This window comes from Mycobacteroides sp. H001, from assembly GCF_001440005.1.
Lineage (GTDB): Bacteria > Actinomycetota > Actinomycetes > Mycobacteriales > Mycobacteriaceae > Mycobacterium > Mycobacterium gwanakae.
In genome coordinates this window covers 19,052-34,008 of the sequence record NZ_LJYH01000034.1, presented here as the reverse complement: position 1 = coordinate 34,008, position 14,957 = coordinate 19,052, and the positions used below count along the sequence as shown (strand labels likewise).

General features: G+C 64.0%; 11 protein-coding genes. 7 read left to right on the top strand and 4 right to left on the bottom strand.

Annotated elements, in window-relative coordinates:
* The first annotated feature begins 280 nt into the window (after positions 1-280).
* The 4 genes from AOT83_RS16695 to AOT83_RS16680 are packed head-to-tail and all read left to right on the top strand — an operon-like array spanning position 281 to position 7,760.
* Entirely contained in the window at positions 281-1,702 is a 1,422-nt protein-coding gene (locus AOT83_RS16695; protein ID WP_078354431.1) for a condensation domain-containing protein, read from the top strand.
* Between the two features lie 33 nt (positions 1,703-1,735).
* Positions 1,736-4,756: an RND family transporter gene (locus tag AOT83_RS16690; protein WP_057966586.1), complete on the top strand. Its 3,021-nt coding sequence runs from the start codon at positions 1,736-1,738 to the stop codon at positions 4,754-4,756.
* Between the two features lie 52 nt (positions 4,757-4,808).
* On the top strand, positions 4,809-5,975 hold the full coding sequence (gene pe, locus AOT83_RS16685; protein WP_030094354.1) for an acyltransferase PE: 1,167 nt from the start codon (positions 4,809-4,811) through the stop codon (positions 5,973-5,975).
* Positions 5,976-5,990: 15 nt separating this feature from the next.
* Positions 5,991-7,760: an AMP-binding protein gene (locus tag AOT83_RS16680; RefSeq protein WP_075907867.1), complete on the top strand. Its 1,770-nt coding sequence runs from the start codon at positions 5,991-5,993 to the stop codon at positions 7,758-7,760.
* Positions 7,761-7,784: 24 nt separating this feature from the next.
* Here the strand turns inward: AOT83_RS16680 and AOT83_RS16675 are convergent, their stop codons facing one another.
* On the bottom strand, positions 7,785-8,438 hold the full coding sequence (locus AOT83_RS16675; RefSeq protein ID WP_057966588.1) for a GAP family protein: 654 nt from the start codon (positions 8,436-8,438) through the stop codon (positions 7,785-7,787).
* A 3-nt stretch (positions 8,439-8,441) separates the two neighbouring features.
* On the bottom strand, positions 8,442-9,089 hold the full coding sequence (gene pdxH / locus AOT83_RS16670; protein WP_030094351.1) for a pyridoxamine 5'-phosphate oxidase: 648 nt from the start codon (positions 9,087-9,089) through the stop codon (positions 8,442-8,444).
* A 110-nt stretch (positions 9,090-9,199) separates the two neighbouring features.
* Between pdxH and AOT83_RS16665 the strand changes: the two genes are divergently transcribed.
* Together AOT83_RS16665 and AOT83_RS16660 are read left to right on the top strand one after the other, a co-directional pair.
* Complete coding sequence (locus AOT83_RS16665) at positions 9,200-10,336, top strand: citrate synthase 2 (protein ID WP_057966589.1); 1,137 nt, start codon at positions 9,200-9,202, stop codon at positions 10,334-10,336.
* A 46-nt stretch (positions 10,337-10,382) separates the two neighbouring features.
* On the top strand, positions 10,383-10,850 hold the full coding sequence (locus tag AOT83_RS16660; RefSeq protein WP_057966590.1) for a VOC family protein: 468 nt from the start codon (positions 10,383-10,385) through the stop codon (positions 10,848-10,850).
* Between the two features lie 3 nt (positions 10,851-10,853).
* Here AOT83_RS16660 and AOT83_RS16655 read toward each other — a convergent pair whose 3' ends face one another.
* Together AOT83_RS16655 and AOT83_RS16650 are read right to left on the bottom strand one after the other, a co-directional pair.
* Positions 10,854-12,536 carry an FAD-dependent oxidoreductase gene (locus tag AOT83_RS16655; RefSeq protein WP_057966591.1) on the bottom strand — a complete coding sequence of 561 codons (1,683 nt, stop codon included), beginning with the start codon at positions 12,534-12,536 and terminating at the stop codon, positions 10,854-10,856.
* Positions 12,536-13,591: a diiron oxygenase gene (locus AOT83_RS16650; protein WP_057966592.1), complete on the bottom strand. Its 1,056-nt coding sequence runs from the start codon at positions 13,589-13,591 to the stop codon at positions 12,536-12,538. Before AOT83_RS16650 ends, AOT83_RS16655 begins: the two co-directional genes overlap by 1 nt.
* Before the next feature lie 214 nt (positions 13,592-13,805).
* Between AOT83_RS16650 and serC the strand changes: the two genes are divergently transcribed.
* The gene (gene serC, locus AOT83_RS16645) at positions 13,806-14,921 is read left to right on the top strand and encodes a phosphoserine transaminase (RefSeq protein ID WP_057966593.1); all 1,116 of its coding nucleotides are present in this window, start codon (positions 13,806-13,808) and stop codon (positions 14,919-14,921) included.
* Positions 14,922-14,957 lie beyond the last annotated feature (36 nt).

Below are 14,957 nucleotides of genomic sequence, written 5' to 3'. Positions count from 1 at the left end.
GCGGGTGGGGAGAGTGGCCCTCGACATCGTCGGACCGAGAATGTGACTCTGGACATCGGCGGGTGCGAACGCGACTCTAGCCGAACAAGTATCGTGCGCACTGTTGTTCCCAAACTTCGTGGTAACTAGGACAGTAAGTTCTAGTTATTCCCGGTATGCCATGTGGCGCATGGGGTTTCCGGGTCTTGGCCGACCGCGCGTTGTGCGGTCAAACCGAGGGTATGTTGGGCCACCGACGAGAGATGCCGGAGCGGGGCCGGCCGAGCGAGAGGACGGCGCTTTGCGCATTGGCACGATAACTGTTGGCGCACTTGACGAATGGACGTTGAGCCCCGGCTCCGTCACCTCGTGGCACCCCACCCCAGCCGCGGCCGAGAACGCCCGGCAAGCACCTGTGAGTTTGGTGCCAGTCAGCTACATGCAGAGCCAACATCTGCGAAATTACTACGAACGGAACAAAGCTGGCCTAAACTTCTCGCGCCAAATAATCGCCAGCTGCGATGTCGCGGGCCAGTGCGACATCGCCGCGATGGACCATGCCCTCAACGCATACCTGCGTAGGCATGACACCTTCCGCAGCTGGTTCGAGCGCGCCGAGGACGGGACGTTCGTACGGCACTCCATCAGCGATCCAAGCGAAATCGAGTTCGCGCCTGTAACACAAGGGCATATGACGGTCGATGAAATACGCAGCCACGTCATCGACATACCGAGCCCACTGGAATGGGGATGCTTCACCTTTGGAATCATCCAGAGCGAGAACCACTTCACGTTCTTCGCTGCCATGGACCACGTACATGGTGATGCGACGTTGATTGGCACCACCATGATGGAAGCCAACGGAATGTACTCCGCGCTGAGCGGAGGCGGGCAGGCCCTCACGCTTCCCGATGCCGGCAGCTTCGACGACTTCTGCACTCGCGAGCGCGAGTTCACATCGGCATTAACCCTGGATTCGCCCGGGGTACGCGCGTGGATCGACTTTGCCGAGAACAACAATGGGACGTTTCCCGAGTTCCCGCTTCCACTGGGCAACCCGGCCGAAGCGACCACCAGCACCATGACCTCCCTGTCGCTGATGAGCCCGGAGCAGACGGACCGATTCGAGTCCGCCTGCTCGACTGCCGGCTCACGGTTCGTCGGTGGTCTCTTCGCCTGCCTCGGCCTGGTCGAGCACGAATTCACCGGGGCGGTCACCTATTACGGTCTGACTCCGAGGGATTCACGCACAGCTAGCGACAATTTCATGACGCAAGGCTGGTTTACCGGCCTGATCCCGATCACCGTTCCGATCGCGGCAACCTCTTTCAACGAAGCGGCGTACGCCGCACAGACCGCCTTCGATTCGAGTCTGGACATGTCCCGGGTGCCGTACTACCGGGTCCTGGAATTGGCGCCGTGGCTGAAGTGGCCGGAACCGAACTTTCCGGTGTCGAACTTCTTCCACGGTGGCGCCGCTCCGCTCAATGCCATCCTCGCGGCGGGCGAGCTGGGCCTTGCCGACAACATTGGTATCTATCCGGACGGCCGATTCTCCTACCAGTTGACCATCTACATATTCCGGTACGGGGAAGGGACAGCGATGGCGATCATGCATCCCGATAACCCGATCGCCGAGAAGTCGGCGCTGCGCTACATGGAGGCCATGAAGTCGGTGTGCGGGCGAGTCGCGGACAGCGGTCACTGGGGACGCGTCGCGTAGCTTGGGCGACATCAGAATGAGGGTGAGGAAGATATGCGGCGGCTAGCCGATCTCGTGGTGCGATGGCCATGGGCGGTGATAGGCGCCTGGGTGGCGCTGGCCATCGCCCTGCCGCTGACCTTCCCCTCACTGACCGAAATGGCGGAGAAGCATCCGCTCGCCATTTTGCCGGCCGATGCTCCGTCGAGCGTCGCCGCCAAGAAGATGACCGAGGCGTTTCACGAATCGAGCAATGACGACCTGCTCCTGGTCGTGTTCATCAACGAGAACGGACTGGGACCCGAGGACGCCGCGACCTACCGCAAGGTGGTGGATGCGGTACGACACGACCTGACCAGCGTCGTGTCGGTTCAGGACTTCATCGGCACACCCGAGCTGCGAAAGTTTCTGACGAGTCAGGACAACAAAACCTGGATCCTGCCGATCGGCCTTGCGGGCGAGTTGGGTACGCCCAAGGCCTTCGACTCGTACAACCGGGTTACCGGCCTCATCCAGCGCAGCGCCCAGGGCAGTCCCACGACCGTGCACATCACCGGTCCGGCGGCCACGGTCGCCGACCTCACTGTCGCAGGACAACAGGACCGCCTACCGATCGAACTCGCGATCGCCATCTTGGTGCTCGCGGTGCTGCTGCTGGTCTATCGCAGCGCACTGACGATGATGCTTCCACTGGTGACAATCGGGTCCTCGCTGGTGATCGCGCAGTCCGTGGTGGCGGCCTACTCGCAGCTGACCGGGGCCGGCGTCTCAAACCAGTCCATCGTGTTCCTCAGCGCGATCCTGGCCGGCGCGGGCACCGACTATGCGGTCTTCCTCATCAGTCGCTATCACGACTATCTGCGGGCGGGTAAGACCTACGACCAGGCGGTCCGCGCCGCGATGATGTCGATCGGAAAGGTGATCACCGCGTCCGCCACGACGGTGGGTATCACCTTCTTGCTCTTGAGCTTTGCCAAGATGGGCGTCTTCCAGACGGTCGGAGTGTCGTCGGCCATCGGGATCGGTGTCGCGTACCTGTCCGGAATGACCCTGCTGCCCGCAATCCTGGTACTGGCCGGACCACGCGGCTGGGTCAGGCCGCGGCGCGAACTCACTGCGCAGTTCTGGCGGCGGTCCGGCATACGTATCGTTCGTCGTCCGATTCCACACCTGGTGGCCAGTGTGGTGGTGCTGGCCCTGCTGGGGAGCTGCGCCCTGCTGGCGCGTTACAACTACGACGATCGCAAGGCCGTGTCGCCGTCGGCGCCCAGCTCGGTCGGGTACACCGCGCTGGAACGGCACTTCCCGCTCAGCCAGTCCATTCCCGAATACATCCTCATCCAGTCGCCGCGTGACCTGCGCACCCCACAGGCTCTCGCCGATTTGGAACAGATGGCGTCCCGCATCGCTCAGCTCCCCGACGTCGGCCTGGTCAGCGGCGTCACCCGCCCGCTCGGCGAGGTGCCACCCGAGTTCAGGGCCACCTATCAGGCAGGGCTCGTCGGCACCCGGCTGGCCGACGGCTCCAACCAGATCAGCCAGCGCAGCAGCGACCTCAACCGGCTCACCGCCGGCGCCAACACCTTGGCCGGCAGCCTCGGCGACCTGCGCACCCAGCTCAACAAGATCGTCCCCGGTCTGCAGAGCCTGCTCGACGCGTCCAACTCGCTGAAGACCAAATCGGGCGGCGACGAACTAGTGCGGAATGTGGACAACGCCGCCAAGCTCGTCGATGCCATTAACGCGCTCGCCAATGACATGGGGTGGAACTTCTCCGCCGCAAAAGACATGTTCGCGTGGATCAACCCGGTGTTGAACGCCTTACAGGCCAACCCGGTCTGCGATGCCGACGTCTCCTGCGCCACCACCCGCGGCCAGTTCGAGCGACTCGTCGGCGAACGCAACAGCGGACGCCTCGACGAAATCAATCAGCTCGCTCATCAGCTCGGGAATTCACCGGGCAACAAAGCAACACTTTCCGCGACGGTAACCAAGCTCAACGCCTCGCTCATGAGCGTCATGAACGGGCTGCAGGCCATGGGCCTGGACAAGCCCGGCGGTCCGCAAGCCGGACTCAACCAGCTGCGGCAGGGCGCCGACCGCCTGGCCGGCGGTAGCCAGCAGGTGGCCGGCGGTGTGGATCAGCTCGTCGGGCAGATCAAGGTGATCGTCAATGGACTCAACCAGGCATCGGCCTTCCTGCTGACAATGAAGACCAATGCCGCGGACCCGTCGCAAGCGGGATTCAACATTCCCGCCGAAGTGCTGAACAATCCGGACTTCCAAAGAGCGGCCAAGGCGTTCATCTCACCGGACGGCCATTCCGTGCGGTACCTCGTTCAGACGAAGCTCAACCCGTTCAGCCCCGAGGCGATGGACCAGGTCAACCAAATCAGCGATGTCGCCAAGGGTGCTCAGCCCAACACCACGCTGGCCGATGCCACGATTTCGATGGGCGGGTTTCCGACTGCCCTGCGCGACACGCGCGACTACTACCAGCACGACATCCAGTTCATCATCGCGGCGACACTCATCGTCGTGCTGCTGACACTGATGGTGTTGCTGCGGGCGATCGTGGCGCCCCTGTATCTCGTCGGGTCGGTGGTGCTGTCGTATTTCGCGGCCATCGGTATCGGGGTGCTCACGTTCCAATTCCTGCTCGGCCAGCAGTTGCATTGGACGGTGCCGCCTTTGGCCTTCGTTGTGCTGGTCGCGGTGGGCGCCGACTACAACATGCTCTTCGTGTCACGAATGCGGGACGAGTCGACAAACAGTGTGCGCTACGGGATTATCCGCGCCCTGAATTCCACAGGTGGCGTGATCACCGCGGCCGGGTTGATCTTCGCTGCGTCGGTCGGTGGCCTGCTGTTCTCTAGCATTGGAATCGTGGTCCAGGGCGGCTTCGTGATCGGCGTGGGAATTCTGCTGGACACCTTCGTCGTCCGGACCATCACCGTGCCCGCCATCGCGGCGTTGGTGGGATGGGCCAACTGGTGGCCGTCACGGGTCAGCAAGCGCCAGAGACCATCGGTGACGTCGCCGCCACCCGCAGCGCCCGCGGCGCAGGCGGGCTAGCACCAGAAATGTATGTGACACTGAAAATGAAGCCGAGCGGTCAGGAGCACGGATGAAAGACCTCCTCGCGGGAGCGGCCCTGCTGGTAGTCGCCAGCATGACAGGCTGTTTTGGCATCCCGTCCGCTGTCGCCGACGACCCACAGGTGCCCGGACCGCCTATCCCCCGAATCGCGGCAGACGGGACGGCGATGGCCGCGCCGGTATCGCCGGATCGGACCGCATATGCCCTGGGCGGTGCGCACGTGCTCGGCATCCCCTATGACGAGTACATCCGGATGACCGGCAAGGACTGGTTCCCGGGCATGAAGCGGGAAAACATCTGGTACCCCGCTGGGCAGGTCCAGGGTCACACCCTGGAGCGCCTGTTCCCCGGCATCGGCCCGGTCGGGGAGAAGATCATGCCCGGCCTGGGCCTAGACGGCCCCAGCATCGGCGAGTCGATCGACGTCGGCGAACCCAACCTCGAAAACGCCATTCGCACAGGCGGTCCCGGTACCGCGATGGGTCTCTCCGAGGGGGCGCTCGTACTCAACGCCGTTAAGTCAGCGCTGGCAAGCGATCCGACCGCGCCGGCGCCGGACTCACTGACGTTCGCGACGTTCGGCGATCCGGTCGCGCGGCACCCGTTCGGTGAGAGCTTCCTGACGCAGAACTTCGCACCCGGGTCGGTGGTGCCGTTCATGGACTACACCGTGCCGGCTCCGGTCGAAAGCCAGTACCACACGGACCAATTCATCTCCGCGTATGACAGCATCGCGGACTGGCCGGACCGGCCGGACAACCTGTTTGCGGTTGCCAATGCCATCGCGGGTCTGGCCACCGGCCATACGGCAATTGCCTTCACCAATCCGAAAATGGTTCCGCCGCAGAACATCCGGACGGAAGTTAACTCCCGGGGAGGAACGACGACGACGTACTTCATCCCCGAACAGCACCTTCCCCTGGTGCTGGGTTTCAAATACCTCGGCGTTCCCGAGGAGACGCTGAACAGGCTCGACGCAATACTGCAGCCTCGAGTGGATGCGGGCTACTCCCGTAACGATGACCCGGCGACGGCGCCGATCGCGGTGGACCCGGTGCGCGGTTTTGACCCCGCCAAGGTCACGGCGCCGGCCTCGCAAGCGACATTCGGCGGCGGTGCCGATCCGCTTTCACAGATCACCAGCGGCGCTCTGGCCGTGCTGGGCAACGGCACACGCTCAGCCCCTCCCAATTAGTACGGACGTGACACCATGACACCTTCAACCCAGTCATCCATCCTGTCGATGCTGCACGGCCGGGCGAGCCTGCGCCCGGATGACATCGCGTTCACCTTTACCGACTACAGCCACAGCCCAACGGGCGTTGCCGAAAGCCTCACCTGGTCACAGTTGTCTCGTCGCACCTTCAACGTGGCTCGCGAACTCAGCCAGCACGCGGCGGCCGGCGACAGGGCGCTCATCCTGGCTCCACAAGGCCTCGAGTACATCCTGGCCTTCCTGGGGTCCATGCAAGCCGGGCTGATCGCCGTGCCGCTCCCGCTGCCACACCGCGGTTCGAGCCTTGACCGGGTGAGTGCCGTCTTCGATGACACCTCGCCCTCGGTGGTTCTCACGACCTCGGCGGTTGCCTCAGATGTGGGCGACTATGTCGACCAGTCGCGCCTCGAGATCGCCCCCAAGATCATCGAGATCGACACGCTGCGGCTCGACATCGACGGCGGGCCGAGCACCGTTCCGGCCGACGTACCGGACATCGCGTACCTGCAGTACAGCTCGGGTTCGACCCGAACACCCACCGGCGTCGTGCTGTCCCACCGCAATCTTCAGTCGAATTTCGAGCAGTTGATGCGCAGCTTCTTCGTGGACACCGGTTCCAGGATTCCGGCGGATGCCACCATCGTGTCCTGGTTGCCCTTCTATCACGACATGGGTCTGGTGCTGGGTGTCTGCGCCCCGATCCTGGGCGGCTACCACGCCGACTTGACCAGCCCGATCGCATTCTTGGAAAGCCCTTCGCGGTGGGTGCGAGCACTGGCCAAGAACCCGCACGCGTGGTCCTCGGCACCCAACTTCGCTTTTGATTTGGCGGCCCGCAAGACGACCGATGCCGACCTGGCCGGGCTCGATCTGGGCGGAGTTCTCGGCATCATCAGCGGCGCCGAACGCGTCGAGCAGGCCACGTTGCGGCGCTTCGTCGATCGGTTCGCGCACTTCAACTTCCAGGACCACATGATGCGCCCGTCCTATGGGCTGGCGGAGGCGACCGTCTTCGTGGCCTCGGGCACCTGGAGCGAGACCGAGCCTGCCGCTCATTTCGACGTCGAAGAGCTGTCCGCGGGCCGCGTGCGGCGCTGCCCGGCCGGGACCGGCACGGCGCTGGTCAAATACCATGTGCCGCAATCCCCCACGGTGCGGATCATCGACAGTGACACACACCGGGAGTGCGCACCGGAGGTGGTCGGCGAGATCTGGGTGCACGGCGAGAATGTCGCCTCCGGCTACTGGCGCAAGTCACCCGAGGAACAGCGGTGCTTCGGCGCGAAGGTGACCGAGCCGTCGCCCGGCACTCCGGAAGGCCCCTGGCTGAGAACCGGTGACCTCGGGTTCATCTCCGACGGCGAGCTGTTCATCGTCGGCCGCATCAAGGACCTGCTGATCATCCGCGGGCGTAATTACTACCCCGAAGACATCGAGGCGACGGTTCAAGAGATCACGCGCGGTCGAGTCGCGGCGATATCGGTTCCGTTCGACAGCACCGAGAAGCTGGTGACCGTCATCGAGCTCAAGAAGCGCGCAGATTCTGACGGATCGGTGGCGCACTGGCTCCATGAGATCAAGAGCGAGGTCACCTCGGCGATAGCCAACGCGCACGGCGTGAATGTCGGAGACCTTGTGCTCGTGCCTGCCGGGTCACTTCCCACCACGACGAGCGGCAAAATCCGGCGCGCGGCCTGCGTCGAACAGTATCTCCAGGACGAGTTCACCCGACTGGACTCGGACACTCGCGTCGGGGTTTCCTGACCACGACGCGACTGGCGAATGCCGTCAGATCGCGGCTAACCCGACGGCGAGCAGCACACATCCGACCACGGCCAGCACTAGCGCGATGTTGCGGCGACGGTTGGACTGTATCCAGCTGTTAAGCCTCGCCATCACCTCAGCCGTGCGCTCCGGCGCCACAACATGAGCCAATAGCGGAACCTCGATCAGCGCGAAGGCGATGATGTTGAACATCAGCAGGGCGGTGACCTGCGTAGCCGCCGGGGTGCCCGAGGCCACGATCACGGCCAGCGCGGCCAGAAAATCGACCGAGGGCAGCGCGATTCCCAGCCCGGCAACCAATGCCACCCACAGCGATCCGCCCGTCGCGATGGACTGAATACGCCCGGTGACCTTGTCCAACTGTGCATTTGACGACGGACCCCGCACCCGCGACGCCAGTAACGCGGCGACGAGCAGTGCCGCCACCCCGATGCCGATCTGCACCCGCGGCAACGTGAACTGCGCCGATCCAGTCGACACGTGCCGGAAAGTGAACAGCACCACGAGCCCCACGGTCGTCCCCATGACGAACCCACCACACAGAAACGCCAGCAGCTGCAGCTGGGGGCGCGGCCGATTCAGCATCAGCACCGTCATGCCCAGCCGGAACGGTTCGAAGCTGACGGCAAGGGCCATCACCAGCAATGTGATCCACATATGTCAGGGCTGCAGCCGCTCAATCCGCCCGTCTTGCAAGACAATCCGGTTGTGTACGCGGTTCTCACGGCCCTGCCAGAACTCCACCGTCTCCGGAGCGATCACGTAGCCACCCCACTGCGGGGGCACCGGCACCGTCTCCACATCGGCGAACCGAGCAGTGACGTCATCAAGCTGAGCCAACAGTGCCGCTCGCGATTCGATGGGCGCCGACTGCTGTGAGGCCCAGGCCCCCAGCTGCGATCCGCGCGGACGGTTGGTCCAGTAGTTGGCGGTCTGGGCCGGATCGACCTTGGTCACCGCGCCACGCACGTGGACCTGCCGCCCCAGCGCGTACCAGGGAAAGGTGACGCTCGCGTAGGGCGCTTGCTGGAGTTGGCGCCCCTTGGCGGAGTCATAGTTTGAGAAGAACGTCACACCCGCGGAGTCGAACCCCTTGCACAGCACCGTGCGGGTCACGGGCCGGCCGCCATCAACAGTGGCAAGCACCATCGCATTCGGTTCGGGGATACCCGAGGACACCGCAAGGTCAAACCATTTGCGCAACAAGGGAAGCCAGCCTTCGGCCAGCCAATCGACATCCAGATCGCCACTGCCGTCCTTTTCTCCGGGACGGTAGTCCGAGCGCAGCCATTCGGTCACGAAAATCACGCTACAGGCGAGCGTCTAAGAGAGATCAAGGTGACTAAGAATCACCCTTATTTGCAGGTGCAAGAATCGCCTTTACCGAGTTGTTACCCACAGGTAGGGAGTCGAGAATCATGACGGTTGCAGCGCCGCTACCAGCGGATTTCGCACCTGGACTGGAGGGCGTGACGGCCTTCGCCACCGAAATCGCCGAGCCCGATAAGGACGGCGGAGCCCTGCGCTACCGCGGTGTCGACATCGAGGATCTAGTCACCCAGCGGGTGACCTTCGGTGACGTATGGGCACTGTTGGTCGACGGCAAGTTCGGCCAGGGTCTCCCGCCGGCCGAGCCCTTCCCCATCCCGGTTCACACCGGTGATGTCCGCGTGGACGTGCAGGCCGGGCTGGCCATGCTCGCTCCCATCTGGGGCTTTGAGCCGCTGCTGGACACCGAGGAATCCGTCGCGCGAAATCAGCTGGCCCGCGCCTCGGTGATGGCGCTTTCGTACGTCGCCCAGTCCGCACGAGGCAACGCCAAACCCGCCGTACCCCAACGCCTGATCGATGAATGCTCCACCGTGACAGAACGTTTCATGACTCGCTGGCAGGGCGATCCCGATCCCAAGCACGTCGAGGCAATCGACGCCTACTGGGTGTCTGCCGCCGAACACGGTATGAACGCCTCAACCTTCACCGCCCGGGTCATCGCCTCCACCGGCGCCGATGTGGCGGCCGCCCTCTCCGGTGCGGTGGGCGCGATGAGCGGTCCGTTGCACGGCGGCGCACCCGCCCGCGTACTGCCCATGATCGAGCAGGCGGAAAAGACCGGCGACGCCCGCGGCGTCATCAAGGGCATCCTGGATCGCCGCGAGAAGCTCATGGGCTTCGGTCACCGGGTGTACCGGGCCGAGGATCCGCGGGCGCGCGTGCTGCGCAGCACCGCCAAGCGCCTCGACGCCGCTCGCTACGAGGTGGCCGCCGCCGTTGAGCAGGCCGCCCTCACCGAGCTGCGCGAACGTCGTCCCGACCGTGTCATCGAGACCAATGTCGAGTTCTGGGCAGCGGTCATTCTCGACTTCGCGCAGGTGCCGACCCGCATGATGCCGGCGATGTTCACCTGTGCCCGCACCGCGGGCTGGAGCGCGCACATCCTGGAGCAGAAGCGCCTCGACAAACTGGTGCGACCGGCCGCACTGTATGTGGGGCCCGGGCCGCGTCCGATCGAGTCCGTGGAAGGGTTCGGGCTGCTGCGCTCTCGGGTAGACGCATAACCTGAACTTCTGGCGTCACTACGCGTGAGGTGGTTGGGTGGGGCCTATGACCCCTCCCGACCTCCCACCAGTAGAACCCTCCGTCTCGCCCTACATCATCGTCGAGGATTCCCGCGCGGCGATCGAGTTCTATAAGAAGGCCTTTGGCGCCGAAGAGCTCGGCCTACTGGAGACTCCCGACGGCAAGGTGATGCACGCCGCCGTCAAGATCAACGGCACGACCATCATGATGAATGACGATTTTCCCGAGTACAACGACGGCAAATCCAGCACGCCCACGGCCCTCGGCGGCACCCCGGTCACCATCCACCTCACGGTGCCCAATGTCGACCACTGGTTCAGCCGTGCCGTCGACGCCGGAGCGAGCGTCGAGATGCCACTCGAAGACCAGTTCTGGGGCGACCGCTTCGGCGTCATTAAGGACCCGTTCGGGCACCTGTGGTCATTGGGCCAACCAGTGAAGATCGTCAACCCCGAAGACCTCAAGAAGTACGTCGCCGGCGGCGGCGAGTAGGCCCTACCGGAGCAGCTCTTCCAACGCCGATCCGCGGATTGCCTTGCGCCACAACGGTGGTTGTGGGGCGTTCGCGGCCACGCGAAGCATTTCCGGCACCGAGACGAACTTGTCACGCGGACGGCCTTCGCCCTTGCCGCGCGCAATCTCCGCACGGTCGATCGCCAGCCAGCCATCGTGATCGACAATCGTGGGCTGGCGCCGCTGGATCAGCTTGGACAAGCCTGACAGCCGTTGCACGGGATCAGCGAGCAGTCCGTTGTTGTAATCCTCTACCAGCGAGGTAACGGTCTGCTGCGAGCAGGACTTGTTGGTCCCGATGAATCCGGTCGGACCGCGCTTGATCCATCCCGCCACATAGGTTCCTGGATGCGCCTTGCCAGTAGCCGGATCCGTCACGCGCCCTTGCTCATTCGGGATCACCGCACGCTGATCGTCGAACGGCACATCAGGCATCGGCACGCCGCGGTAACCGATCGAGGTGAGCACCAGTCCCGCATCGATGGTGTCGACGGCGTCGCCGTGCTGGAACTCGATGCCCGTCACACGCTCCTCCCCCAAGACCTTGACGGGGGTGCGGTTGTAAGCGAAACGAATAGTCTTACCGCCCGGCTCCCGCGCCTCGCGCGGGCAGGTGCTGAGCACCTCCAGCTTCTGGCGGGTCAGCGGCTCCAGATGCGTCTGCAGCGCCTCGTCGACCAGCTTGGCGGTTTCGTCGTCGATCACCACCGTCATATCGGGCAACCCCACGAGACCTAGCAGCTCAGGGAGGGTGAACGCGGAGTGTTCCGGCCCACGGCGCCCGACGATGACCACCTCACGCAGTGCACTGCTGCGCAACGCGGTCAGTGCGGTATCCGAAATATCCGTACGCGCCAGGCGGTCGGTGCTCCCGGTGAGCACACGCGCTACGTCCAGAGCCACGTTCCCGTTACCGATCACGACGGCACGTTCGTGATCGAGATCAACCCGGAAGTCGGTGTAGTCGGGGTGGGCGTTGATCCACGCGACAACCTCCGTGGCGGTGGCGCTACCCGGCAGTGCGATCCCCGGGATATCCAGGCGCCGATCGGAGGACGCTCCAACGGAGTAGATCACCGCATGGTGATGCGCCAGCAGTTCGTCATGGCTGACGTCCTTGCCCACCTCGACGTTCAGGAAGAACTCGAAGTTGGGCTGCGCAGCCATCGTGTCGAAGAGCTTGGTCACCCGCTTGGTCTGCTGGTGATCGGGGGCCACCCCGGCGCGCACCAAACCGTAAGGAGCAGGCAACCTCTCGAACATGCTGACCTTCACGTTCGGCTGGGTCAACAGTTCGTCGGCGGCATACATGGCCGCGGGACCGGAGCCGACGATGGCCACCTTCAGTCCGCGCCCGCTGGAGCGGACGGGCGGCGCCTGAATGACCGGAGCCAAGCTGGCGCGGGGGATTTCGCGCGGATAGAACTCGGAGTTGATCCGCAGGAAGGGCAGCTGCTCTTCCTTGAGCACCGAGTCCGGCTTGATGGCATCGACCGGGCACGCCGCAACGCAGGCACCGCAGTCGACGCATGCCGATGCATCGATGTGCAGCATCTCCGCCTTGAGGAAATCAGGCTCATCCGGCGTGGGATGGATGCAGTTCACCGGGCATGCGTAAACGCAGGAGCCCTCGTTACAGCATGCCTGGGTAACTACGTGCGGCATCAGGCGGGAACAGCGCTGTGTGAATCAGCCACTGCGGCTTCGGGAGCCGAGTAGTTCACCAGCGGGCCGCGCTGCGGCTCGCTGCGGTAACGGGCTGCGCGGCCATCGATGTGCAGCACCCGCCACACCAGCTTGGCGACGGGGTTCATCATCCCGGTTTCCCGGACCAGCATCCGCACGTCGGAGAAGACCTCACTCATCGTCTGCCGCGATGCCGGGCTCTTCCAGAAGATCTCCTTCATCACGTCCTGCGGGATGTCGAACTTCTTGGCGAAGCTGCGCGGCGGCGTCATGATGGCGCCCATCAACACCCGCATAGTGATCGGGGTAGCGATCGACAACACAAATCGGTTGAACCAGTGCATGGCCGGTACGCGCTTACGCAGGTACTCGTGCGCGAAGGAGATGTGCCGGGCCTCCTCGGCCACATGGATCTCCATGACGCGCTTCATGATGGGGTGCAGATTGTCACCCTCGCGCAGCACGTTCTTCTGGGTGTGGTCGATGGGCTCCTCACCGGCGAGCACGCCGACGAAGAACATCTCCGGGAACGGCGTGGAGGCCAGCGGAACAAACGGGGACAGCCAGCGCAGCAGGCGCGGCATGCCGGGCACGTCGACACCGAGGCGGTTGACCATCTCCTGGAACATCAGGGTGTGGTTGCACTCTTCGATGGACTCGTGATTGAGGTATCGGAACTCCGGTGAGCCATTGGGGACGCTGAACGCGTACTGGATCAGACCGCGGATCAGGATGCTCTCGAAGTGCAGACCCACCTTGGCGACGTTGGCCTGACGCCACATGCCGATCTCGATCTGCTTCTCCAGCGGCTGCGCCTGGTACCAGGGGTGCCGGCCGAAGGGGTCCGTCCGGTGCGGAAGCACCCAGCGCGGGTCATTGGGGACGACGGCATACTCCGGGTTATCCCAGTCGATATCGATGAAGGGATCGAAGTTCCGGTTCGTGGAGCCGTGCGACAGGGTCTCGAGCACCTGGACATAGCTCGCGTCGGCACGCACTTCCTTCTTCGCGCGGAGCTTCTCGCGGAGCGACATGGCTTTATCTCCTTTGATTCGTCCAAAGACGCGGTAACGGACCTGCAAACTTTTACGTTCTGGGGCTACTTGAAAGTCTACAAGCTCTGGGCGAGTGTAAACAGGGCGGGAAGGCCCAATCTAGGTTTGGGACGAAACGTCCCATGTGACGTTCTCTGCGGGCTTTGTTTTGTGTGAGGCAGGTCTCAATGGGTCACCGTTTAGGCTGGTAGCCGTGGCTGAATTGACCATCCCCGCTGACCTCCTGCCCGCCGACGGACGTTTCGGCTGCGGCCCCTCCAAAGTTCGTCCCGAACAGCTGCAATCGCTCGTGGACGCCGGAGCCGCCCTCTTTGGCACGTCTCATCGGCAAGCACCCGTCAAAAACCTCGTCGGTCGCGTCCGCGAGGGCCTCAAAGAGCTGTTCAAGGCCCCCGAGGGCTACGAGGTAATCCTCGGCAACGGCGGTTCGACGTTGTTCTGGGACGCTGCCGCGTTCGGCCTGATCCGCGAGAAGTCGCTGCACCTGACCTTCGGCGAGTTCAGCGCCAAGTTCGCCTCCTGCGTGGCCAAGAACCCGTTCGTCGGTGACCCGATCAAGGTGGTCGCCGATGCGGGCAGTGCTCCCGCTCCGGTCTCGGATCCGTCCGCCGACGTGATCGCCTGGGCACACAACGAGACCTCGACCGGTGTCATGGTTCCGGTCCAGCGTCCCGCGGGTTCTGAGAACGCGCTGGTGCTCATCGACGCCACCTCCGGCGCCGGTGGGCTGCCGGTGGATCTGTCGGAAGTAGACGCGTACTACTTCGCGCCACAGAAGAACTTCGCCGGCGACGGCGGACTGTGGCTCTCACTCATGAGCCCGGCCGCCTTGGAGCGGGTGGAGGAGATCGGTGGCAGCGGACGTTGGGTGCCCGACATCCTGTCGCTGCCGATCGCCGTGGAGAACAGCCTCAAGAACCAGACCTACAACACGCCGGCCATCGGCACGCTGCTGCTGCTGGCCGATCAGATCGACTGGCTGCTGAGCAACGGCGGTCTGGATTGGGCCACCAAGCGGACCGCCGATTCGGCATCGCGGTTGTACTCCTGGGCCGAAGCGACGTCGTTCACCACACCATTCGTGGCGGACCCGGCGCAGCGCTCACAGGTGGTGGGCACCATCGACTTCAACGACGACGTGGACGCGGCCGCCGTTGCGAAGGTGTTGCGCGCCAATGGCGTGGTGGACACCGAGCCGTATCGCAAGCTGGGCCGCAACCAGCTGCGGGTGGCGATGTTCGCGGCCATCGACCCCGAGGACATCTCCCAGCTGACGCGGTGCATCGACTGGGTCGTCGAGCGTCTCTGATTCAACGCCTTACGCCCCGAGTGGGAACCTGACGAG